Source organism: Panacagrimonas perspica (genome assembly GCF_004364935.1).
Classification (GTDB): Bacteria; Pseudomonadota; Gammaproteobacteria; order Nevskiales; family Nevskiaceae; genus Panacagrimonas; species Panacagrimonas perspica.
Genome location: NZ_SOBT01000013.1, coordinates 157947 through 181338, shown reverse-complemented (window position 1 = coordinate 181338; position 23392 = coordinate 157947). Strand labels below are relative to the sequence as shown.

Here is a 23392-nt window from a genome sequence, read left to right as displayed (position 1 = left end):
CCGGCCGAGGATTCGTGCGCGGAGCGCACCCTTCACATGGCCGATCGTTCGGTGCATGACGCGCGATGTGCCGCAGCGAAAGCTTGGCGGACCGACGTTGAGAACAGACACCTCTCCCTCTGGGATGACGTCACCTGTAGTTCGAGGTCGCGAGTGGGCGTAGGGTGCGCCCCGCGCACCTCACCGATGCCCCGGCCGAAGATTCGTGCGCGGAGCGCACCGTACACATGGCCGATCGTTCGGTGCATGGCGCGCGATACGCCGTAGCGAAAGCTTGGCAAAGCGACGAAGCAGACGCCTACGCCCGCGGCGCCCCCACCATCTGCAGCGCCAGCCTCGCAAGCCCGTCGCACAGATCATCCGCCGACAAGCGCCCCGACTCGCGATACCAGGTGTAGGCCCAGTTCACCATGCCGCCGATCGCCAGCGCGCAAAGGCGGATGTCGGCAATCCGGAACTCGCCCTTGGCCACACCCTCTTCGAGCAGCCGCGACAGCAAGGCGTCGAACTCGCGATGCATCGTCTCCAGCGGCGCGAGGATCTCGGCGTCGAAGTTCTTCTGCTCGCGAAAGAAGATCGCGGTGTAGCGCTGCGAATTCAGGATCGTGCGCACGATCGCCTTGATCGCCTCGTACAGCCGGTCCGCCGCCCGGCCCTTCCCGTCCAGCGACTGCCTCAGCACCTCGTTGCCGCGCGAGATGCCGCGCTTGCTGATCTCGGACAGGATCGCCGCCTTGTCCTTGAAGTGGTAGTAGATGAAAGGCTTCGTGACGCCCAGCCGCTGCGCCACCATGTCCAGCGTCGTGCGCTGGTAGCCGTGCTCGTAGAACAGCTCGCTGGCCTCCGTCAGGATCTGCTCGCGCTTGAACGCCATGACCTGGTCGCGCATCGGCGACTTGCGGCTCGCGGGGGCAGCCGCCTTCGGCGCCTTGCTCGACACGCTGGCCGTCTTGGCTCGCTTTGACGCCGGCTTCGGTCGGGAGGTCGGGGGAGACTTGGCCATGGGAAACGCGTGGACTCGCCGGAAATGACGGGAGGATGGAAATCCTACCTGCGGGTACCAACATCATAACCGCGCGTGAATGCCGCAGGAGAGCGTGCGGCCGGCAGAAGCCCCGTGCCTCCGCCGTCACAACCGGAACGTACATTCCAGGCAGATGAACCCGCCGCGGGCCGGCCCTGTCCAACCCGCAGACCTTTCACCTCGAGGTGTCCCATGCGATTCGTCACCGCCCGCGCTGCGACTGCCCTGGCCGCTCTGTCGATCATCGTGCCGGGCGCCATCGTGGCGGCCGCGAATCGCGTCGACGTGCGCTTCACTGCCCCTGAAACCTTCACCGACGCGACTTACGAGAATCGCCCCGCCAGTCGCGACGAGGTCACGCGGGACCTCGCGACGATCCTTGCGAAACTGGGCGAGCGCTACGTTCCGGACGGACAGCAGCTCGCGCTCGAGGTGCTCGATGTGGATCTCGCCGGACGCTACGAACCCTGGCAGCAGAACGGATGGGACATCCGGTTCATGCGCGATGTCACGTGGCCGCGCATCAAATTCCGATACCAATTGCGGGATGCATCGGGCGCGACGATCGGCAGCGGCGAAGACCAGGTGAACGACATGCAGTACCTGACACACCCGGGCGCCGGTTTCGACAGCGACCGGCTGCGGTACGAGAAAGTCATGCTCGAGGACTGGTTCCGCAAGCGCTTCCATCCGGGTGCGAGATCTTCTTCACGCTGAACGCAGAGAACGTCCGCGCGGGGACGGCAACGCTGCGCTCAGCGCTGGAAGATTCCGGAAACGCCGAGGGCCGCGAGCAGCAGGAGTCCGCCTGCGGTCCACGCGAAAATCCTCGCGGAACCCGGCCGGGTGATCCAGCGCACGGCGCGTGCGCCGATCCAGGCGTAGGCCAGCAGGATCACGAGATCCACCGCGGTTCCCACGCCGCACAGCACGGCCATCTGCGACGCGATCGAGCCGGAAGCGGGATCGACGAACTGCGGCAGGAACGCCACCAGATAGAGAATCGCCTTCGGATTGGAGCCTTGCACCGCGATGCCTTCGAACCACGCGCTGCGCAAGTCACGTGGTGTCGCTTGCCCGGTATGCGCAGCGGCAATCTGCGCCGCCGTCACCGGATGGCGGATCGTCTGGATCGCGATCCACGCGATGTACGCCGCACCCACCCACTGCACCACGCGGAACACGGCAGGAAACGTCTCGACCAGCACGCTGACGCCCAGTGCCGCGAGAACGATGAAGCCGATGTTCATCGTCGTGATGCCGGCAACCGCCGCCATGCCGACGCGCGATCCGCCCAGCATCGAGCGCGAGACGATCAGCAACACCGCAGGCCCCGGCACGAGACTGTAGGCAGCGGTCACCGCGAGAAACACCGTCAGGGCTTGGAGCGTGGGCAAGGGTTTTCGAACGAGGAGATGGGTGTGTGCTGCGAAGCGGCGCAAGGCAACTCGACCTGCGTACGGTAACGCGCAGCGCCCCTCGCCGGTAGCAAGCGCCTCACCAGCCACGTAGGCTCACCAGCCTGCGCTCCTGCACACGGCAACCCGACTCATGCGCCTCTCGATCCTGACGTTCGCCGCACTCCTGCTGATCGCCTGCGGCCCTCGGGATTCGACATCCGCGAACGGCTCCGCAACGGCGCAGACGCTCACGGCCGGCCAGGAGGAGGCGACGTTCGCCGGCGGATGCTTCTGGTGCATGGTGGCGCCCTTCGTGGACCTGCCGGGCGTGGTGTCCGTGACGTCCGGCTACAGCGGCGGGAAGGTCGCCAACCCCACGTACGAACAGGTCTCGACCGGGAGCACCGGTCACGCCGAAGTCGTGCAGATCGTTTTCGATCCGAAGAAAGTCAGCTACGAAAAGCTGCTCGCCATTTTCTGGCGCAGCATCGATCCCACGGATGCGGCCGGGCAGTTCTGCGATATCGGCACCCAGTACCGCACCGCCGTTTTCTATCACGGCGACGCGCAGAAGAAGGCGGCCGAAGCCTCGCGCGATGCTCTCGCCGCATCAGGCATCCTCAAGGCGCCCATCGCCACCGAGATCACGGCCGCATCGCCGTTCTATCCGGCCGAGGAATACCACCAGGATTATTTCCGGAAGCAGGAAATGCGCTACCAGATGTACCGGGCTTCCTGTGGTCGCGACAGCAAGCTCAAGCAGCTCTACGGCGCGCAGGCCGAAGCGGCGCATCCGTGAACGTGACCGAGTGAAACAGGCGAGGCGGTCTGCTCGCCTTCAACGGCTCAATCGATCCTCACGACCCGGAAACCCAAACTGCTGAAGTGGATCGACGTGGGCTGCGCCATCCGGACCGCGGAACGAAGTTCGGACGCGTAGTTCAGCCACCCTCCTCCACGCACGACGCGACGCTCGCAATCGCCGTCGTTCCTGGCGCTTTCGTCCGCTGGCGCCGAATCGTAGGTGTCGTTCCAGCAGTCCTCGACCCACTCCCACACGTTGCCATGCAGGTCGTGGAGGCCGAAGGCATTGGGCGCGGTGCTACCCACGACCGCGCTCTTGTCGGCTTCTTCACCGCATTCGCTGTAGCAGACCGCCCTGCCCGGCAGCATGTCGTCGCCCCAGGAATAGCGCGTCTGCGCGCCGGCCCGGGCGGCGTATTCCCATTGCGCCTCGCTCGGGAGGCGGTAAATCCTGTGCGTGATCTTGCTCAGCCACTGGACGTACGTCTGCGCTTCATCCCAACCCACGTTCACGACGGGACGACGGCCGCGGCCCCACTCCTGATCGAAGATCTCGTCACTGCAGGCACCTGCGGCGACGCAGGCGTCCCACTCGGCGAACGTGACTTCGTACTTGCTCATCGCGAAACCCGGCACCTCGACGAGGTGGACGGGACGCTCCTCTGGATTCGCGCGCGAGGTTTCATCGCCCATCCGGAAAGCGCCGCCGGAGATCGGGACCATCTCGGGACAGGTCGGGCAATCACGACGATCGCCGCCCATCCGATGCGCGGCGAGGATCAGAGAAGAGATGACGACGAGACAGGCGATGGCGAACCACAACGTTGAACGACCATCGTGTCTTCCTGCAGTCGCCCCATTCGCATGCATGCGCGTTCCACCCTCGTCCTCCACGACCGGCACTTCATCGGTGCGGAGCGGCAGAACGCCGCCCCGCATCGTCTCGAACCCTGGCCGGTATCGCCTTCGCCAAAGCGCGCGTCAGGCGCCCATGCCGCCGTCGATCGTGTGCATCGCGCCAGTGATGAATCCGGCATCCGGTCCCGCGAGGAAGGCGACCATCGCAGCGACTTCGTCGACATGGCCGTGCCGCTTGATCGACAGCCCCGACTGCATCATGTCTTTCATCGGGCCGTCGGCCGGATTCATGTCGGTATCGACCGGTCCCGGCTGCACGACATTCACCGTGATGCCGCGAGGACCCAGGTCACGCGACAGGCCGCGCGCAAGGCCCTGCACCGCCGACTTGCTCACGGCGTAGGACGTCAGCCCCGGGAACGGCATCATGTCGCCGTTGATGGAGCCGATGATCAGGATGCGTCCGTTGTCGCGCATCGTCTTCGCGGCTTCTACGGCTGCGAAATATGGCGCATGGATGTTGATCGCGAACAGGCGCTCGACCGCTTCGGGCGCGAGCGTCGTCGGGTCGCCAAATTCCACCACGCCTGCGTTGACCACCAGGATGTCGAGCGCGCCGCAGGACGCGACGTACGCGGTGACCGCCTTGCGATCGGCGCTGTCGACTTTCGCCGCCTTGCCCCCCGTCTCCTTGGCGATCGCCTCGGCAGCCGCCGTATTGCCTGCATACGTGAAGTGCACTGCCGCGCCCTCCTTCGCGAAGCGGCGCACGATGGCCGCCCCGATGCCGCGACTACCGCCCATGACCAACACCGACTTGCCCTTGAAACTACCCATGCGTTTCACTCCGTTTTTCGATCGATGAGCCGTCCCAAGATGGCTTGGGGAGAGCGTCGATCTTAAGGGCGCAGGACGCCGCGGTGTAACCGGAACGAGCGAAAAGTTCGTCGCCAATGGGCAAGGATCAGGATTCTGGCGGGTTACCAGAAGCGTTCAGCGCAAAGGAATGCGGGTGACAGCAAAGGTCAACACGCTGCACTATCATCTCTGTGTTTCTTTTCTTTGCGTCCTTTCTTTTCCTTTGCGCCCTTTGCGCCAAAAGCTTTTCCTCCGTCGCCCGGAGAAGCCAAAAAAACGCCCGGCGAAAGGCCGGGCGTTCGAAGCATGCAGCAACCGCAAATCAGGAACCCAGGCGCGCCATCGCGGACGGCGTCAGGAACTTGTTGTAGACGTCCTCGCCTTCCATCGCGTACTTGCTCTTGTAGCCCGACGGCAGACCCTTCTCGTGACGGAAGCGCGACATGCGGCCCGACTGGATATCGTGCGTGTGGCAGTAGATCCAGCTCCAGTCCGGCTTGCCGTTCGCATCGAGCACTTCGGCCTTGTCGTTCTTGAACTGGCCGAAGCCCGGCTCGAACTGCTTCCAGATCGAACCACGGCGGTCGTACGTCACCTGCGACGGGAACATCATGTTGCGGGCATCGACATAGACTTCCTTGCGGCCGACCGGTGCACGCGGATAGCCCGTGGGCTCGGCCGAGAACAGGATCGTCTCCGGAATGAGTTCCATCCAGGTGTCGTAGAAGGTCTTGCCCTTTCCACCGCCGTGGACCGTCTGATCCCACGTGGGGTGCTTGCCGCCCGCCCAGTTGTAGAAGCCGGACACCGCGCCCAGCATCGGGCCGCGCTTGACGATCTTGTAGTTGCCCCAGGTCAGGATCGGATCACCTGCGGCCCACGCGTCCGACAGGAAGAACGTCACACCCGGCACCAGCGGCTCGAAGCGCTGGTTGGTCGGGAACTGGCGCACGCGCTTGAACGCCGGGAAGTACCCGTACAGATCCGGGAACTTGCGCTGGTCGTAGTACCACACCGACAGGAACGACGAACCCTTCGTGTCGTTCGGCGCGGTGAAGAACACCGACTGCAGGCGCAGCTTGTCGTTCATGCCCTGGAACACCGTGCCGTCGTTGCGCACGGTCGTGTTCAGTTCGCACCAAACCAGCTCGTGGCGATAACCGACTTCGCCATCGGGGTTGAGGCTGTACGTGGGAATCGCGTACTGCGAGTAATCGTGGCGGCCCCAGTTCAGCGTCAGGTTCGCCTGCGTCTGGAAGCCGTCCGTCGCATCCGGGAACGGCAGGCCGCCGATCCAGGGCTTCGAGGTGTCGCCATCGGTCCAGATGTTGCCATCCGGGCCGACCTTGGCGCGGCCCTTGTTGGCCAGCGTCTTTTCCAGGTACGTCGCGTTGAACAGCTTCGTGACGTCCTTGTTCGATTGCACGATGTTGATGCGGCGGCCGTGCTTGACCACCTGCTGGTACGTGATCGGCTCGAGCAGATCCTTCACGGCCTCGACGTTGTCCTTGGTGATGACATCGCCCGGCTTGATCTTGCCCTTGGTGTACATCTCGATCGACAGCAGCTCGTCCGGGTAGGCCTTGCTGATGTCGTCCGCCGAGTTGGCGATCGTGGGCCACAACGGCGCGAGCACACCGGCTCCCGCACCCGTGGCCACTTTCTCCATGAACGATCGACGGCTGTAGTTGAAGTCGTACTTCCGGATGCGCATTCGCTGTTTCCTCCAATGCATCTGAGCTTTCGCTCGACGGTGTATCCAATTGATCGCGGCGCAAGGCGTCCATCACCTGCGCGTTCGCTCCGCTTCGTGCGGCGTTGCAAGCATCCTAGGCCAGGAAGCTGAATGGACTCTTTCGACCTTCGGAAAATGATGTCTGCTCACTGCGCGGAAACCAGCAGCAGAGTTGAGACCTGAGGCAGACGCCACCGCGAAGGAAGGTCTCGACGAGAATAGGCCGGCCGCATCGATCCGGAAATGAGCATCCCCGATAACGGAAATCAGCGGAACAGATAAGGCTCCGCAAGACGCGCGGGGTAATCCGGATTCCTCGACGGCGCTAAGGCGCCTTCATCTTTGCGATCAGCGACGCCACCTTCTCCGCCATGACCTCGACGTCGGTCGATCGCAGGTTGCGTTTGTCCGGATCCCAGGCCGTGAAGTTGGTGAGCCGCACGTGGCGGCGGACGATGCGGCGCGTCGACAGATCGATGTCCGCGTCCACGATGCTCACACCGCAGTGGTCCTGCTCGAAGGCACCGAAAGCCGCGAGCGACGTCGAACCCGTGGCCCAGCACAGCGCGGCCCGGTTGAATCCACCGTGCGCCGCGAGCAGCACCGTGTTGCCAGTTGCGTCCAGCACGAGCGCTTCCATCGCCTCGAATACGCGGTCGCAATACTCGCGGTAACTGTCTCCCGTGCCGAAGATCCGGGCGCCGGGCTCCGCGGCACTCCACAGATCGTAGGCAAAGGCCCGCAGCCGTGATTTCTCGTCATCCCCGCGCTTCAACGCGGTGGAGAGATCGACCGCGATCTCGCGGTACGCCGGCGAGATCTGCAACTCGACGCGGTGCGCCTGCAGGATGATGCCGGCGGTCTGCTGCGCTCGCGTGATGTCCGATGACCACGCTTCGTCGAAGGGGACGCCACGCAGGAAGTCGCGCGTCGCCTCGGCCTGCGCGATGCCGTGCGGCGTGAGCGTGACATCGGTCGTGTAGCGGGCCGATTTCTCACCCTCACCCATCGCGTGACCATGTCGCACCAGGTAGATGCGGCGACGGGTGTGACCTTCGTCGTAGGGAAGCTGCATGGGATCGTCGTCGTTGCGTTGCTGCGGAGTGTCGGGATGATTCCGACTGCCGACAAGTTGTCTTGTCGCGAGACGCTGCGCGCGCCCTTTGCAATCGCGACGTTCCTGCGCGCCTAAGGGCAAGTACGGATGACCCGGGCCTTCCGCGTCATCGATACTCGCGCCATTCCAGAATCGAGAATCTCATGCGTGTCTTTTCAGCCCCTCTGACGTGTCTGTCTCTGGCCCTGCTCGCGGCCGCGCCGATATCCGCTCACGCGACCCTCGGCGTGTTCGAACACGGCAACGGCATCCAGTCCATGGCCATGGGCGGCGTCAGCTACAGCGTCGCCTACGAGACGACGGCGCTGGCGGCCAATCCGGCTCATGCGCTGGGGCTGGGCAATCGCTACGACGTCGGTGTCGACCTGTTCTGGGCCGAGGCCATCGCGAGCTATCGCGGCAACGCGGCCGGCCCCGACGAGTCCTATCCCTCCGACGCCAAGAGCTATTACGCGATCCCGCAGGGTGGATGGTCGACGCGGCTGTCGGACCGGCTCGGCCTGGGTGTGACGCTGCTCAACGCCGGCCTGGGGCCGAGCTATCACGGCAGCCCGTACGAGCGTTTCGGCGGCGACCGCAACGTGATGATGAACCTGGCGTCCACGAGCCTGGTGACCGCGCTCGCGTATCGCCTGAACGAGCGCAACGTCGTCGGTGCGAGCCTGAACCTCGGCTACCAGGAGTTCTCGGTCAAGGGTCTCGAATTCCTCGACAACGCGCAGACGTCGATCGCGCCCGGGCACGTCACCAACCAGGGCAAGGACGGCGCCTTCACCGGCGGCTTCTCGCTGGGCTGGCACGGCGAACTGACGCCCTGGATGAGCTGGGGCGCCGGCTACCGCACGCGCAACTGGACGCAGAAGCACCGCGACTATCGCGGCCTCATCGCCGAAGGCGGGCGGCTGGAACTGCCGTCCATCTACGGCATCGGCGTCACGCTCAAGCCCGTGGCGCTGTGGACCGTCGCCGTCGAAGTGCAGCACTACGACTACCGCAAGCAGCGCGCCTTCCGGAACGGCCTAGCGCAGTTCGAGACCGGCGAGCTGCTGGGCAGCGACCAGGGACCCGGATTCAATTTCGACAACCAGACGGCGTACAAGCTCGGCGTGTCGTGGCAGGCCACGCCTGCGCTCGCGTTGCGAGCCGGATACATCTACGCCAACCGCGTGGTCAACAGCACCGAGACGCTGTTCGGTGTCCTCGGCTGCGTGACCGCGACCTATCAGTACAGCGCGGGCGCCACGTGGGTGCGCAACGGATGGGAGTTCTCGGGCATGGCCACGCACATGCCGGCGAAATCGGCGCGCGGTCGCAATTCCATTCCCGATGCGTTCGGCGGTGGCGAGATCGACATCTCCGACGAGCTGATCGCGATCGGCTTCTCGCTGGGCCGCAGGTTCTGACGACGGCGAGCGTCACGCCGACGGCCCGCAGGGAGCCTTTCGCGGTGCGTTAGAGTCGGGCGCAAACCCGCCGACGATCCTCCCGCTCATTCGTGAAAGGCAGCTTCCTCTTCTTCCTCGCGCGTCCGCATTACCTTCCCGAAGCGCTGCGACGCATGCGTCGCCGCATCGGATTGAACCTGCTTCCTCGGCCGCTGGGAAAAGACCGCGGTCCTGCCGAGCGATGGGCCGCCGCACGCGCCATCTCGTCCGACGAGGCGATCCGCCTGCTCACCGGCCATGACGCCCAAGCCGTGGAGACGCTGTTCCCGCAGATCTGGGACGGCGCGCTGGATCGCGCGACGCGCTGCCCCGTGAAGATGGGCGGCGCCGGCCTTGCGAACCTTCTCTACCATCTCGCGCTTCATGTGCGCGCCACTCGTGTCGTCGAGACGGGCGTCGCCTACGGGTTCTCTTCGCTGGCGCTGCTGCTCGCCCTGAGGGAGACGAACGGGCGCCTGACGAGTGTCGACATGCCCTATCCCGGGCGCGGCAACGAGCAGTACGTGGGCTGCGTGGTTCCCGAAGAACTCCGGCCGCTGTGGGCGCTGCTGCGCTATCCCGATTCCATCGGACTGCCGCGCGCCATCAAGGCGATGGCCGGGCCACTGGACCTGTTCCACTACGACAGCGACAAGCAGTACGAGGGTCGCGCCTGGGCCTATCCGCTGGCCTGGAAGCATCTGCGCGCCGGAGGCCTGCTGGTGTCGGACGACATCGACGACAATACGGCATTCCGTGACTTCGCCGAGCACATCAACGTGGAACCCGTCGTCGTGCGCGGCGCGGGGCCTGGCGGTGCCGGCACGCGATTCGTCGGAATCCTGCGAAAGCCGGCGGGCTGAGTGGTTCGTTCCCGACGACCTCAAATCGACGGCGGTGTCGCGTCGGTGAGGATCCAGAATGTCTTCAGGAACGGCGTGTGGATGGACCAGACGACGTCCAGATCCTTCGGGTGGCCGATGATGTCGCCGGCCTTCACCGCGTACTCCTTTCCCGTCTGCGTGACGGTGAGCGTGGCCTCGCCTTCGAGCACGATCAGCGTCTCGTCGCCCAGCGGCGCCGAGTAGCGGACTTCCGACGAACCGTCGGCGCGGCGTACCGGCGAGCTCATGCCCGTCCGCCAGAGGCCGCACATCAGCGTTCCCGTCGTTCCGACGTCGCGGACGATCTGGATCTCGCCTTCCCGTGAAGGTCCGTGCGCGGGTTCGTTCCATTCGAACGGGATCCAGCGATCACGTGCGCCGGTGATGTCGCCCACGTAGAAATCCTCGGCGGGCTTGATCTTGTTGACCTGGGGGCTGTCCCACATCAACCACATCTTCTTCAGGAACGGCCCCGGAATCTCCCAGGTCGCATCGAGGCCCTTCGGGTGACTGATGATCGTGCCGGCCTTGATGTGATGCTTCTTGCCCGTCTTGGCTACCGTCACGAAAGCCTCGCCTTCCAGGATCAGCATCGTCTCGTCACCCAACGGGGCGGAGTAGACGACGGTGCACGATCCATCCGGGCGACAGCCCGCTGAAACCGGGCTCGTCCGCCACAGGCCGCTCGACAGCGAACCACTGCTGCCCTCCGGCCGGATCACGATGAAATCTCCCTTCGACTGCTTGCCGTGAACCGGATCGTCCCATTCGAACGGCGCCCAGTTCCCGGGATTGTCGTTTCGAGTCCCTACGAAAAGTTCAAAGGACTTCGCAATGCGTTGGGGGTGAGCGTCGTTCACGGATCCGATCTCCTCGCTGGTCGCGGCCTTGCCGCAGGTGGAAGCAGCGCGAACGGATCTCTTCGAGACCCTTCCGCACGCAGGGGGCCAAGCAGCTTCCTCGCGAAGCGCGTGGCGCAATCAAACTTCACCGTCGATCTCATCATCCGCCTCGAGCGCTCCGTCGAGTAGTACCAAGTGCGCGACGAACAAGCGAACCAATCGGCTCGGCCATCGGGACGAAAGTCGCGCAGCTCCCGTCGCCGTCCGCCTAGCCCGCATGCGCCGCTCGAGCCGCCGGTGCGAAGCGGCGCGGGCCCGGAGCACCCTCATCCTTCGTGCCGTTCGCGAAACCGCTCCGGTCATTTCCGTGTCCAGACGACAGACCGGCGTTCCGCCGGCGGGCGAGGCTCTTCGGTGATCACGAGATCGCAGCCGCGCTGCAGCGCCCACGCACGCATTGATTCCTGCAGCGTCGACATCCACTGACGGCACAGGAGCTTTGCGATCCCCGGCAGATCGCGGCCTCGCGCTTGCGCACGACTCGAGACACCGCCTCCCGCACTTCGCCGGGCGCCTGCACGATCGTGGGCGCCCTTGCTCATGAATCAAAAAGTGCTGGCGGCCTCGCGGCCGCCAGCGAATCGTGCCCGAAACGCACGAGGAGGAAACCCGTCATCGAAAAGCGCCGTCCGGTGCGCTCCACGATGCTCATTCCAGAACCGGAACATCCAACGAGGCGCCGCTTCCGAGTGCGACAGCATGTGCACGGGAGCGGGCTCCGAGCTTTGCGTAGACCTGCTTCAGGTGAAAACGGACGGTGTTCCCGGATACCACCAATCGATCCGAGATCTGCTTGTTGGAAAAGCCTTTGCACAACAGAAGAAAGACGCGACGCTCGGACCGCGTCAGCTTCGCCACGGGAATCGCGTCCGCAGCGTCCGGATGTGGCACGCCGACCGTCGGGGGCAGCAGCACACCGCACCGGGTGCACAGTCCGACTTCGAGATCGAGCTTCATCGCGGTCCACCCGCTCGCGCTTCGCCGGGCCTGCACATCGCATCCACATCGGCCAGGCCTGAGGCAGGCCTGGCCGAGGGACGTCCTCTCTCCTCACTTCGCCTCATTGTCTTACTGGCCCAGACGGGCAACCGCCGACGTGGTCATGAACTTGTCGTACGCCGTTCCGTCGTCGATGAAGAGCGACTTGTATCCGTCGGCTTCGCGTGCGTGCCGGATCAGCGTGATGCGATTGCTCTGGATGTCGTGGAACTGCGCGGTATGCCACGACCAATCCGGATACCCATCCGCGTCGAGGATCTCGGTCACGTCGTTCTTCATCTGGCCGGTGCCGAATTCGATCTGCTTGTAGAGCTCGCCGCGCCGGTCGTAGGTCACCTGCGTCACCATCGTGCCGTTGCGTGCGTCCGACCAGGTGCGGCGACGACCGACGGGTGCGCGCGCGAAACCGGTGGGCTCGGAATCCCACACGATGCATTCCGGAATCAGCTCGAAGGTCTTGTCGAAGAACGTCTTGCCCTTTGGACCACCGTGGAACGGCGCGTACCAGTTGGGGTGATGGCCGGCGTACCAGTTGTCCGCACAGGGACCCAGCATCGGCCTGCGTTCGACGATCTTGAAATTTCCCCACGTCAGCATCGGATCGCCAGCGCCCCATGCATCGGTCAGGTGCAGCGCCATGCCCGGAACCAGCGGCTCGAAACGCTGGTTGGTCGGAAATTGCCGCACGCGCTTGAACGCCGGGAAGTAGCCGTAGAGATCGGGAAATTTGCGCTGGTCGTAATACCAGACGCTGAGGAACGAGCTGCCCTTGACGTCGTTGGGCCCGGTGAACAGCGCCGTGTTGAGGCGAAGCTTGTCCTTGAACCCCTTGAAGATCTCGCCGTCGTTGCGGCCGGTCGTCTGCAGTTCGAACCAGATCAGGTTGTGGAAGTAGGCCTGCTCGCCGTCCGGTCCGACGGACCAGCAGGGAATGACGTACTGCGAATAGTCGTGCCGGCCCCAGCTCGTACTGATGTTGCAGCAGGCTTCCTGCGCCGTCTTCGCATCCGGGAACGGCATGCCGCCGACCCAGATGTCGCCCTCCTTGCCGTCCGTCCAGAGATTACCGTCGGTCGAGAATTTCGCGCGGCCGGCATTCTTGAGCGTCAGCTCAAGGTACCGATGGTTGAACATCTTGCTGATGTCCTTGATCGATTCCTTGATCTTGATCCTGCGGTTCATCTCCTTGACCTGCTTGTAGCAGATCGGATCCAGCAGGTCCTTGACGACATCCACGTTCGCGGAGGTGATGACGTCGCCCGGCTTGATCTTCCCTTTCGTGTACATCTCGATCGAGAGAAGCTCGTCGGGATACGCCTTGGTCACCTCTCCCGAATTCGCCACCGTGGGCCACAGCGGCGCCAGCACGCCGCCCGCCGCTCCCTTGGCCACCTTGTCCATGAAGACGCGACGGCTGTAGTCGAAGTCATACTTTCTGATGCGCATAAAAGGTCCTTCCGCAATTTGGAATGCTCGGCATTCGACGGGGTTACAGGGTCGGTTCGTCCCAAATGGACGACGCCCTGCTGTTTCTAGATCACGCGCGAGGCGGCGAGCGGGCTCGTCCTGGAAACAGGGATAGGTGCACGTTCCGTCACCTCTCCAGCGCGGAGCCGACGGCTCCCGGCGCGTCCTGGTAAACCGCCGTGCTGTTGGGCGTCTCGGCCAGCATCGGGAAGTGAAAACCGCACTTCTGGCACGGCGTCGCCAGCTCCTGCTGCTCGCGCGCGAGATCGAAGGCGCGATCGTTGAAGTTTCCGCAGCAAGGGCACACGCGCAGCAGGCGGGTGCTCGTGAGCTCGAAGTTGGTGATGATGTCTTCCATGATCGCGCCACGCGCCGCCCATTCCTTGGCGTGCTTGTGGTACGTGTCCATATGCCAGCTGGTCAGCGCTTCCTTGCTGCTCCAGAAGCTCACTTCGTTGAACCACGTCGGATCGTCCGGGTGGTCCCACCAGGTCAGGTGCAGAAACCCGGGGTGCTTCTTGAGATGGTTTCGCACGTCGGCGAAGACAACCTTGAACTTCTCGTATCCGTCGGGACTCGAGAAACGCACACGCTGCATGCTGAGATAGATAGCCATCGCCTTGGTTCTTCCGCCTTGGGATCTGGACCGCTCCTGCCGATCAGGAGCGCAGGAGTAGATTGGCGATGCGATGACAACTTCGGAAGAACCAATATCCCGATATTTGAAAGTACCAATACTTGATGATTATTGTTTTAGTACATCCGCCAGACGGCTTATTCCTTCGTCGATCATTTCTTCTTCCATGGAGGCGTATCCCAGAAGAAGACCGGCCACGCGCGGCGCGTGCATGAAGTACGGCGCGATCGGATAGATGCCGACGCCGGCTTCCGCCGCCTTGTCGACGATGCGCGCGACATCCGATGACGGACGCCCCACCAGCCACATCATCACGTGGATACCGGCGTTCGCTCCTTCGACGGTGACCGACGCGCCCAGGTGCGCTTCTATCGCCTTGAGCAAAGCGGTCCGGCGCTGCGCACACAGGCGTCGTGCGCGAAGCAGATGCCGGTTGAAGTGGCCCTGCGCCATGAAGTCGCTCAGCGAGGTCTGGAGCAAGGCGGGAGTCTGGCGATCGCAGGCGTGCTTCGCCGCGATGAAGCTCTTCACCAGCCGGCGCGGACTGACGAGATAGCCGAGCCGCAAGGACGGAAACAGAACCTTCGACATCGTGCCGACGTAGATCACCTGATCGTTCTCGTCGCCGCCCTTGATGGCTTCGATGGGGCGGATGTCGTATCGCAGCTCTCCGTCGTAGTCGTCTTCGATGACGAAGCAGCCCTGGGCATTCGCCCACTGCAGGAGTTCGCGACGACGGGGCGCCGACATCACGGCGCCCGTGGGAAATTGATGTGAGGGCGTGACGTAGGCAGCACGACAGCGCGATGAGCGGGCCGGCAGCCGATTCACCTGTAAGCCGTCCTTGTCGACCGGAACCGCGACGATTCTTGCGCCCGCCATCGAGAAGGCCTGGCGCGCGCCCTCGTAGTTCGGCTCCTCGATGACGACCCGGTCGCCCGGGTCGATCAGGATCCGTGCGGTCAGATCGAGCGCCTGCTGGGATCCGTTGGTGATGATGATCTGCTCGGGATCGCAACGAACGCCGCGGGCGCGCAACAGGTACTGCGCGATTTCGGCGCGCAGCGGCAGGTATCCGGCCGCATCACCGTATCCGAGCACGGATACCGCCGAAGAGCTCGCACGGCGCGCCACGATGCGGGACCAGGTTCCGAACGGAAAATCACCCAGCACCGGCAGGCCGTATCGAAAATCGAACTTGAGTTCCGGCCGCTCGAGGATCGGCGACGGATCGAGTTGTTCGAGCCGGCGCGCGAACTTGGTCAGCCGCAGTTCGCCGGGTGCTGCACCGACGGCGACCGGAGATGTCTTCGCCGATGTACCCGGCTCGCGGGCGGACGTCTGTCCACCGATGAACGATCCGCCTCCGAAATGGCTGATGACCAGCCCTTCGTTGGCCAGTTCGCCGTACGCAGTGATGACGGTATTGCGCGACAGTCCCAGATCTTTCGCCAGCGTCCTCGTCGGGGGGAGCCTGGCGCCGACCTGACCCTTCAGGATTTCGACGCGCAAGGCCCGGACAAGCTGGTCGACCAGCGTCCCCACCCCGTCGAGGGTGATCAGCCAGACCGAATAGGTCGACGAAAGCCGTCGTGGCACCTTGGCCATTTGGCGAGAAGCTCCGGATCAACAATTCCTATGCTAGGGCGTCACGAGTCCGCATGTGGAAAAGCCCTCGACCGGAGCATGGTTCCGGTCGAGAGCGCTGTCCCTACCCTCGAGAATGATTCTGGCGGATCAACTGGGCAGTTGATCCTTGGTGATGACCCAGAGCTTCTTCGAGAACGGTCCCTTCGAGATCCACGTGACGTGCATGCCGGATGACAGGCCGATCACGTCGCCGGCGCGGAACGAATGCTTCCTGCCGCTCAGGGTTTCGATCACGTCGACTTCGCCTTCGAGCAGCAAAATCGTTTCGTCGCCGAGCACGCCGGTGTACGGCGTCACCATCTTGCCCTTCGCGTCCACATCACTGCCTGCAATTCCCTTGCCGGAACGCCAGATGCCGCTGAGCATCGTGCTGGTCGAACCGCCTTCACGGATGAAGAACAGCTCACCCGCCACCAACGGTCCTTCCTTGGGCTCCTCGAAGTGGTATTCCTGCCACTCGGCCGGGTTGTCGTTGATGTTGGAGATCTTCAGGTCCTGCGGCGGATTCGCCACGGGATGGGTTCCGTTGAAGATGCACCAGTACTTCTTGAAGCTGGGCCCGTTGATCTCCCACGTCACTTCCAGGTTCTTCGGGCTGCTGATGATGCTGCCCGGCGCCACCTCGTACCTCTTGCCGGTGGATTTCACGGTGAGCGTGGCGGAACCGTCAATGACGACGGCCGTCTCGTCGCCCAGCGGTGCCGAATACACGATCTTGTGAGAACCATCCTTCGAGCCACCGGGCGACGTCGGACCCGTGCGCCAGAACCCGGCCATCAGCGTGCCCGACGTCCCGAAGGTGCGGATCACGGCGATCTCGCCGTGCACCTGCCGCCCGAGGCGGGGCTCTTCCCACTCGAACGGAATCCACTGATCCGGCGGCGGATCCTGCGTGCCGCCATGGACCTTGTGCGTTGCCGGCGTACTCGTTGCGGCGGTTTCGTTGACACCCATCGTTCTTTCTCCTTCGGACCGGATAAGGCGGTCCGAGGATGGTCCACCCGGCCCGGGATGCAGGGGTAGTACCAAGTCGCGGGAGAGTCATCGGACCAAGTAGCGTGGGCGGGCACGCCGTGAGGCCATCACAGGCTCGCAGTGAAGGCCTGTTCCGACGGGCAGCACCGGCGGCAAAGGGGCGCGTTACCGTACGAACAGTTCGTCAGGCAGGCTTCCGCGCAGGTGCAGCGTTGTCCAGCTCCTGGCCGGAAAACGTGTCATGACGGCGGGCGATTCAAAGCCGTGGAGAGGAGAGAGCAAGAATGAACGACGCACCGCGAATCGAGAAGGAGCGGATTCCGAGTCACGTCCCCGAGCATCTGGTCGTGGACTTCGACGTCTACAACCCCACTCGCGACGCCAATCGCTTCCACGAGGCGTTCGTGGAATTCCAGCGCGCAACGCCCTATCCGTTCGTGTGGTCGCCGCATCACGGCGGTCACTGGGTCGCAGTGCGCGGGCCGGACGTCCTGGCGCTGTACGGGGATCACGAGCGTTTCAGCTCGCGCTATTTCTTCGTCCCGGTGGCACCCGCACAGGTCTCGATGGGCGCGCTGACGCTCGACCCTCCGGAGCACCAGCCGTTCCGCGCCTTCCTCAACGCCGGCCTCACGCCCAAGATCATCGGCGGACGCAGCGAGTCGGTGCGAAGTCTCGCCGCGGAGCTCGCCTCCACCTTGGCGCCGGCGCGCGGCTGCGAATTCATCTCGCAGATGGGCGATGTGCTGCCGCTCTCGGTCTTTCTCGAACTGGTCGCGCTGCCCACCACCGATCGCGAAAAGCTGGGCGGCCTCGCCGAGGCGTCGACGCGCGACCCGGATCCCGACAAGCGCGTCGCGGCCATGAATGGCCTCGCGGCTTATCTCGAGCCCTATCTGAACGAGCGCCGCGGAAAAGACGGTGAAGACCTGCTGAGCCGGGCGGCCAATGCCGACATCGCGGGCCGGCCCATCACCGAAGCCGAAGCGCTGAACGCGGCCATCCATATCCTGATGGCAGGCCTGGATACCGTCTCTTCGCTCTTCAGCTTCGTGATGCTGTTCCTGGCACAGAACCCGGAACATCGACGCGCGCTGGTGGAGAAGCCGGAGCTGATTCCGGCGGCCTCGCTCGAACTGATCCGGCGCTTCCCGGTGGTGACGATGGCGCGGCAGGCGCGCGGGGACTTCGAGATCGAAGGAACCGTCTTCAAGGAAGGCGACATGGTCGCCATCGCCTCGCAGTTCTTCAATCTCGATCCGTCCATCTACGAGCGGCCGCTCGACGTGGACTGGAACCGGCCGGTCCACAAGATCCTGACCTTCGGCCACGGGCCTCATCGCTGCCCGGGCGCATTGCTCGGACGCAACGAGCTGGTCATCGGTCTGCAGGAATGGCTGAAGCACATCCCCGACTTCACGCTCGAAAAGGGCGCGGATGTCACCGTCTGCGGCGGCACGGTATCGAAGATCACGCGACTGCCACTGGTCTGGTAGCAGGGCCGAGCGTGGGTCCCGGCGCGCGGAGCCGATCTCAGCCGACGTCGATTTCCAGAACGTTCTCCTGTTCGAGCAGCCCGATGATGGCTCCGCGATCCAGAATGGCCGCTCCGCGCCGATAGGGATTCGCGCCAGTCGTGAATGCGACGGCGCGCGTGTTCAGCACCACGCCGTTCACTCCGGAGCCCGTCCCGCGCACCGAATAGATCACGCTGACCGGCCGGCCCAGCAACGAGGTCTGGACCCGCAGTCCGTCGAGGGCCGGCGGCATCACCGGATCGAGGCTGAGACGGTTCCATTCGACGCTCAGTCCAAGGAACCGGCGCACGATCAGGCCCAGCGCGATACCGGCCCCGCTCGAGTAGACGCGCCAGCCGCCGTCGAACGGAATCGTCCCATTTCGCACGCGGTCGTACTCGGCACTCGCCTGGTCGCGATCCTCGAACGTCGCATCGGAGCTCGAGTAGTAACAGTTGGCCTGACGCAAAGTCGCGCCCGGCACGACCGACCGGATGCCGATGGGCGTGGCCTGGCACAACGCCTGGAAGAAGCGCTCGGCGTCGCCGACGCGGGCAAGCGCCTGGGCGTAGCGCAGGTGCGCATGCATGTACATCAGGCCGATCTCGCGCCCGAAGTACGTCGCGGTCTCGGCGCGCTGGAACAGGCGCTGCGGACCGCCGTGATAGCGCATCGGCCGATCGAACAGCCGCAGTCCGTCCGGCCCGCTGAGTTCCGATTCCAGCAGGCGCAGGTGGGTTTTCGCCTGCTCGGGCGTCAGCAGATCCTCGAGGATGGCGTGCACCATCGCGAGCGCGCTGTAGCGAACGCCGGTGCTCTCGTCGCGAGGGTGAAGCAGCAAGCGTGGAGCGTCGTCGTCCTGGAACAGCGCGTATCCAGTGAGGACGCCATCCACGACCAGGTGCCGCTGAAAGTCGGCGCGCACGCCGTCGATCTGCGCCTCCAGCGCAGCGGCCTGCTCGTGACGACCCACCGCGCGCAATCCTTGCGCCAGCGTCGTCAGCATCTGCACGTGCAGCGTGACGGTCCACGCACTGCACAGGCGTTCGCGCATGACGGGATCGGCGGGCTGGAGCGAATCGTTCCAGTCGCCGTGTCCGTACGCAGCCAGGCGCGTGCCGGCGATGACACGCTGGTCGATCACCTTCATCGCGCGCTGCACGTGATCCCACACCGTGCCGCGCTCTCCTTGCTGGAAAAACGCCACGGACTCGTCCAGCAGGCCGCCGTCGCCGGAGGCGACCAGATACTGGCCGAGCGCGAGCAGCGGCCAGAACACGATGTCGCCGTGGGAATCGCCCGGGCGGATGTTCCGTTCGCGCTCGAAGAACATGAACCACTGCGGCCAGTCGCCGTCGGCGTTCTGCGTCGCCATGACGCGCAGCAGCAGATCGCGGATCGGTGCAACGCGATCCAGAGCGAGCAGCAGTTCCACCGGACCCTGGCAGACGTCGCGCGTACCCCAGCCGCCGCCGGAATACTGCTCCAGGCCGCGAGGCGACAGGTAATGGACGAAGGCGTTGTGGGTGAACCACGTCGCGATATCACCGAGCCGCTTGACCTGCTCGTCCTTCGTCCCGGCTCCCTCGGCCTCGAGCGAGAACCGCGGGATCAGGGGCTCGTGGTCGGCTGTCTTCAGCACCTCGTCGCCATCCTCGGCGACCAGATGACCGCGAACGCGAAAGCCGAATGTCGTGGCCGGCGCCGTCACCAGGCAGACGAAGGGTTCGCTGCGTGACACGCCATCGTCGAACAAGAGCTCGTCACCGCCTACCTGCTCCACGCTCGTCCCGTCGAGCGGCGAGAGCCGGAAACATCCATCCGGAAAGCGGCGGCCCACATCGGAATCCGCGATCGCCGTGAGAACGATGTCGCGTCCGTCCGCTCTCCACAGGGCCGGAGCTTGCGTGCTGCCGTCGTCGCCATTGAGCGCGACGTGATGCGACACCAGGATCCGCGATGCGGGTCCGCGGACGATCTCGACGCCGACCGTGACGGCGTGCGGATCGCTGTGCGCCTCGGAACGCACGTGGATCTCGCCGCCTGCGTGCCGATAGATCCAGCGGCAGCCGGTCGGCGACATCTCGAACGCGGACGGAACATCGAGCAGCTGCCACGCGCCGTCGATCTCCACGAACACGCGCTGCCCGTGAGACCGGAACAGGCTCAAATAGCTGTGTACGGTGGACAGGAAACGGTTGATGCTCACATGACCCTGCGTGGTCATCGAGTGGAAGACGCCGGCCATCCAGGCCGTCGACGTCAATGCGGATTCGTCGGGCGTCAGATGCCGGCCGGTGCGAAGGACATGCCCGTGCGGCCGCAGCGTCGCCCACTCCTTTTCCTGCAGGACCACGTGCCGATCGGCCGCGTGGAAGAACGAGAGCAGCCGATCCTCGTTGTCGGTCTCTTCATGCCGCCACGGCGCGGGAAACAGGGCGCGCAGCGCAGGCCGATCCAATCGCTGGCAGCGCAACAACGGCGCCGAAGAAAACAGCGATCGCGGTGAGGCCTCTTCCACCGCATTGCCAGCGGCAAGCGCCATCGGCCGGGCTTCCGGAAGCCGCAGCAGATCGTCGGCCCGCTGGGCATCGGCATCCGATGTGGCCTCGGGATGATGCTCCCAGTACCCGCCGAAGAACCCGCTGTCGATGCGAGCGCCCGCTGCCAGCGCGATCGGTGCATCGCGGATGACGACCATGGCGTGCTCGTGTTGCAGGCGTCGACCCGGAAGTTCGCCCGCGAGTCCCGGCAGCGGGGCTCGCTGTCGTGAAGCGAAGCCGTGGAACTGCAGCGCGTCGGTAGCGAACGCGGCGCCCGACCGCAGCGAGCCGATCAAGGTCCAGGGATGGCGGCCATCGACCGCCTGGTTCTGGCGCGTGGCCACCAGCCGCCCGAACCGCGCATGCAGCAACGGCGCGTGGTCGAGGTACTGGCTCACATAGAACTCGTTCAGGCGGACTGCGCCGTACGAGGCGAGCGCGACGTCCTGCACGTACGTGAGATCGAATTCTTCTGCGGTGGCGGTGCAGTTTTCGAGCGCGACGTGCCAGAACCAGGCGCTCGCACTCTCGGACAGGATCAACGAGATCTGGTAGCGGATCCCTTGCCACTCTCCACCCCCGAGCAGCGCGTTCTCGCGACCGCTTCGCTCGACGCGCGTGGGGCTGGAGGGCCCGAGCAGAGGCGTCGCTTCGGGGCTCGCTCCGCGGCGGCGCAGGTAGATGTTGCTGGCGCCATCCTCCAGCTCGTTGCCGACGAACAGGGAGAGCGTGACGTCCCGGCAGTGGAGCCGGCGAATCGAGCCGGCCGTCGTGACGTCCGCCCGAAGGCCCGAGGGGCTGGCCAGCGACCGGCCCTTGCGTGCTTGAGGTGCTTGGTTCACGACGATCTTTCTCCATCGCAGAGGCGGCGCAGAAATCCGCCGGCGCAGAAACCCGACGATACAGGGACCGCGTGCGGAACGACCAACAGCCACGAACGTCGTCGAGCCGCCTTACTTGCGCGCCGCTCGCTTCGTCTTCGCGCGGCCCCGCGTCTTCGTCGCCTTCCTGGCGGTCGCGGACTTTCGACCGGCTCTCTTCGCGGCCGACGCTCGGGGGCTCTTGCGAGCTGACGATGTCTTGCTCGTCGCCTTCCGGCCCGCCTTCCGCGCCGGAGAGTTCCTGGCCGGGGCTTTCTTCTTCGGCACCTTGCCCCCCGCACGCCGGGCCTCCGACAGACCGATGGCGATCGCCTGCTTCCGGCTGCGGACTGTCTTTCCCGAGCGGCCACTTTTCAGCGTGCCTTTCTTCCGCTCCTCCAAGGCCTTCTTCACCTTCGTGGCGGCAGTCTTTCCATAGCGGGCCATGCGCTTCTCCTGCGGCGGGAAGGATGGCGACTGCAAGGGACGATCCCGGAGATCGCGCGACGGACGCCCTGATTTCGAATAAGCATTCGCCGGGCGCGCCTTGTGCTCCGCTTGCTGCGAGCGGCCCCTCACATCGGTCGCTCGGGCGTCCACAGTCCACGAACGTCCTGCATTCGATCCACTCTCATCCCACGAATCCCGACCATGAATCCGACATCGATCATCGAATCCGCAAAAGAAAACGTCGCCGCAGGCCGCAGCAAGGTGACCCTCGTCCTGAGTCACGGACAGGACCTGGTGCAGTCCGGCACGCAGACCCTGCACTGCGCCAAGGACGTCCTGCTGGGCGCAGGGCACGACATCAAGAAGGTGGTCGTCCGCACGAAAGACGAACTGCGCCGGACGCTGCAGGAAGGCCGCGAACGTCTGCATCACAAGCTGACGAACATCGCGACGCCGACACGCAAGGAAGCGGCCGCGGCACGCAAGGTGGACGTCAAGGCAAAGAAACAGCGCAAGCGCGACGCGGAAGTGAACGAGGGTCCTGACGTCGATCCGGCATCGCCGCTGCCGGCATGAGCGGTTCGCTCAACGGGTGACGCGAGGCCTGGAGCCTGTCAGCACGACGGGGCCACGCCCTCGGATGCTCGGTCGCGCGATGCGCAGGCCTCGCGCAAGGAGCCCTCGCATCCTGCATCGGCATCTGCTGCCACGCGAGCCGGGGCGCCGGAGCGACCTTATCCAGCAACCAGATTGATCGGCCCCAGAAAATCCATCTTGCCGAGATCCACGCCGTTGCTGCGCAGGATCGCGTAGGCCATCGAGATGTGGAAATAGGTGTTGGGGATGGTCATCTGCAGCAGGTAGTCGTCGCCCGCGATGATCTTCCCCGGCGCCCACGAGAAACGGACCTGGCGCTCCGCAGCGCCGGCGTACTGCGACTCCGGGACGCTCTGCACGAAGGCGATCGTCTTGTCGATGCGGGCGCGCAGCTCGTCGATCGTCTTCTCGTTGTCTTCGTGCCTGGGCACCGCCTGCCCCGATAGCCAGGCCGCCGCGCCCTTCACGTAGTCGCAGGCGCTCTGCACCTGGTAGATGAAATCGAGCATGTCGGGTGCGAGCCGGCTGCCCATCAGGATGCCGACGTCGAACTTCCGGGCGGCGGCATGCTGCTCGGCCTTGTCGAGGAAGGTCCTGAGGCTCTTCAGCGCCTGCGTGCACTGCGAAATCACCGGGTAGTACATGGCTTTTCCTCGATAAGGGGGTGTACGTCGATCTACGCGTCTCGACC

The 23392-nt window shown here is 64.7% G+C and carries 21 protein-coding genes; 6 read left to right on the top strand and 15 right to left on the bottom strand.

The window, feature by feature from the left end; genetic code table 11:
- Positions 1 to 298: 298 nt before the first annotated feature.
- Positions 299 to 1003, bottom strand: coding sequence for a TetR/AcrR family transcriptional regulator (locus DFR24_RS24015; protein ID WP_133884008.1), 705 nt, complete (start codon positions 1001 to 1003; stop codon positions 299 to 301).
- Between the two features lie 213 nt (positions 1004 to 1216).
- On the opposite strand from DFR24_RS24015, the gene DFR24_RS24010 reads away from it, so the two are divergent.
- Positions 1217 to 1741 carry a DUF3016 domain-containing protein gene (locus DFR24_RS24010; protein WP_133884007.1) on the top strand — a complete coding sequence of 175 codons (525 nt, stop codon included), beginning with the start codon at positions 1217 to 1219 and terminating at the stop codon, positions 1739 to 1741.
- A gap of 38 nt (positions 1742 to 1779) precedes the next feature.
- On the opposite strand, the gene DFR24_RS24005 is transcribed toward DFR24_RS24010, so the two are convergent.
- A complete protein-coding gene (locus DFR24_RS24005) occupies positions 1780 to 2421 on the bottom strand; it encodes a LysE family translocator (protein ID WP_162851407.1) in 642 nt (213 codons plus the stop codon).
- A gap of 154 nt (positions 2422 to 2575) precedes the next feature.
- Here DFR24_RS24005 and msrA point away from each other — a divergent pair, with 154 nt between their 5' ends.
- The gene (msrA, locus tag DFR24_RS24000; RefSeq protein WP_133884005.1) at positions 2576 to 3223 is read left to right on the top strand and encodes a peptide-methionine (S)-S-oxide reductase MsrA; all 648 of its coding nucleotides are present in this window, start codon (positions 2576 to 2578) and stop codon (positions 3221 to 3223) included.
- A 47-nt stretch (positions 3224 to 3270) separates the two neighbouring features.
- On the opposite strand, the gene DFR24_RS23995 is transcribed toward msrA, so the two are convergent.
- The 4 genes from DFR24_RS23995 to DFR24_RS23980 form a co-directional block, all read right to left on the bottom strand.
- The gene (locus tag DFR24_RS23995) at positions 3271 to 4050 is read right to left on the bottom strand and encodes a formylglycine-generating enzyme family protein (protein ID WP_162851406.1); all 780 of its coding nucleotides are present in this window, start codon (positions 4048 to 4050) and stop codon (positions 3271 to 3273) included.
- A 159-nt stretch (positions 4051 to 4209) separates the two neighbouring features.
- On the bottom strand, positions 4210 to 4923 hold the full coding sequence (gene bdcA / locus DFR24_RS23990; RefSeq protein ID WP_133884003.1) for an SDR family oxidoreductase: 714 nt from the start codon (positions 4921 to 4923) through the stop codon (positions 4210 to 4212).
- A gap of 343 nt (positions 4924 to 5266) precedes the next feature.
- Entirely contained in the window at positions 5267 to 6658 is a 1392-nt protein-coding gene (locus DFR24_RS23985) for a DUF1329 domain-containing protein (protein ID WP_133884002.1), read from the bottom strand.
- A gap of 346 nt (positions 6659 to 7004) precedes the next feature.
- Positions 7005 to 7754, bottom strand: coding sequence for a histidine phosphatase family protein (locus DFR24_RS23980; protein ID WP_133884001.1), 750 nt, complete (start codon positions 7752 to 7754; stop codon positions 7005 to 7007).
- Between the two features lie 185 nt (positions 7755 to 7939).
- On the opposite strand from DFR24_RS23980, the gene DFR24_RS23975 reads away from it, so the two are divergent.
- Both DFR24_RS23975 and DFR24_RS23970 read left to right on the top strand, forming a co-directional pair.
- The gene (locus tag DFR24_RS23975; protein WP_133884000.1) at positions 7940 to 9199 is read left to right on the top strand and encodes an OmpP1/FadL family transporter; all 1260 of its coding nucleotides are present in this window, start codon (positions 7940 to 7942) and stop codon (positions 9197 to 9199) included.
- Positions 9200 to 9291: 92 nt separating this feature from the next.
- Complete coding sequence (locus tag DFR24_RS23970; RefSeq protein WP_133883999.1) at positions 9292 to 10083, top strand: class I SAM-dependent methyltransferase; 792 nt, start codon at positions 9292 to 9294, stop codon at positions 10081 to 10083.
- Between the two features lie 20 nt (positions 10084 to 10103).
- On the opposite strand, the gene DFR24_RS23965 is transcribed toward DFR24_RS23970, so the two are convergent.
- The 6 genes from DFR24_RS23965 to DFR24_RS23940 all read right to left on the bottom strand — a co-directional run bounded on the left by DFR24_RS23965 (position 10104) and on the right by DFR24_RS23940 (position 16713).
- Positions 10104 to 10964, bottom strand: a complete 861-nt coding sequence (locus DFR24_RS23965; RefSeq protein WP_210772650.1) for a cupin domain-containing protein — start codon at positions 10962 to 10964, stop codon at positions 10104 to 10106.
- 690 nt (positions 10965 to 11654) lie between these two features.
- A complete protein-coding gene (locus DFR24_RS23960) occupies positions 11655 to 11963 on the bottom strand; it encodes a helix-turn-helix domain-containing protein (RefSeq protein WP_133883998.1) in 309 nt (102 codons plus the stop codon).
- Positions 11964 to 12074: 111 nt separating this feature from the next.
- On the bottom strand, positions 12075 to 13451 hold the full coding sequence (locus tag DFR24_RS23955; protein WP_133883997.1) for a DUF1329 domain-containing protein: 1377 nt from the start codon (positions 13449 to 13451) through the stop codon (positions 12075 to 12077).
- 148 nt (positions 13452 to 13599) lie between these two features.
- On the bottom strand, positions 13600 to 14088 hold the full coding sequence (locus tag DFR24_RS23950) for an antibiotic biosynthesis monooxygenase family protein (protein WP_133883996.1): 489 nt from the start codon (positions 14086 to 14088) through the stop codon (positions 13600 to 13602).
- A gap of 129 nt (positions 14089 to 14217) precedes the next feature.
- On the bottom strand, positions 14218 to 15717 hold the full coding sequence (pdxR, locus tag DFR24_RS23945) for a MocR-like pyridoxine biosynthesis transcription factor PdxR (protein WP_133883995.1): 1500 nt from the start codon (positions 15715 to 15717) through the stop codon (positions 14218 to 14220).
- A 129-nt stretch (positions 15718 to 15846) separates the two neighbouring features.
- Positions 15847 to 16713: a cupin domain-containing protein gene (locus tag DFR24_RS23940; RefSeq protein WP_133883994.1), complete on the bottom strand. Its 867-nt coding sequence runs from the start codon at positions 16711 to 16713 to the stop codon at positions 15847 to 15849.
- A gap of 305 nt (positions 16714 to 17018) precedes the next feature.
- Between DFR24_RS23940 and DFR24_RS23935 the strand changes: the two genes are divergently transcribed.
- Positions 17019 to 18230 carry a cytochrome P450 gene (locus DFR24_RS23935; RefSeq protein ID WP_133883993.1) on the top strand — a complete coding sequence of 404 codons (1212 nt, stop codon included), beginning with the start codon at positions 17019 to 17021 and terminating at the stop codon, positions 18228 to 18230.
- A gap of 37 nt (positions 18231 to 18267) precedes the next feature.
- Here the strand turns inward: DFR24_RS23935 and DFR24_RS23930 are convergent, their stop codons facing one another.
- Together DFR24_RS23930 and DFR24_RS25080 are read right to left on the bottom strand one after the other, a co-directional pair.
- Positions 18268 to 21636: a GH36-type glycosyl hydrolase domain-containing protein gene (locus tag DFR24_RS23930; RefSeq protein ID WP_210772651.1), complete on the bottom strand. Its 3369-nt coding sequence runs from the start codon at positions 21634 to 21636 to the stop codon at positions 18268 to 18270.
- Positions 21637 to 21747: 111 nt separating this feature from the next.
- A complete protein-coding gene (locus DFR24_RS25080; RefSeq protein WP_133883992.1) occupies positions 21748 to 22101 on the bottom strand; it encodes a DUF6496 domain-containing protein in 354 nt (117 codons plus the stop codon).
- Between the two features lie 204 nt (positions 22102 to 22305).
- On the opposite strand from DFR24_RS25080, the gene DFR24_RS23920 reads away from it, so the two are divergent.
- Positions 22306 to 22680: a hypothetical protein gene (locus DFR24_RS23920; protein ID WP_133883991.1), complete on the top strand. Its 375-nt coding sequence runs from the start codon at positions 22306 to 22308 to the stop codon at positions 22678 to 22680.
- 158 nt (positions 22681 to 22838) lie between these two features.
- On the opposite strand, the gene DFR24_RS23915 is transcribed toward DFR24_RS23920, so the two are convergent.
- Entirely contained in the window at positions 22839 to 23345 is a 507-nt protein-coding gene (locus DFR24_RS23915) for a DUF1993 domain-containing protein (RefSeq protein WP_133883990.1), read from the bottom strand.
- Positions 23346 to 23392: the final 47 nt, after the last annotated feature.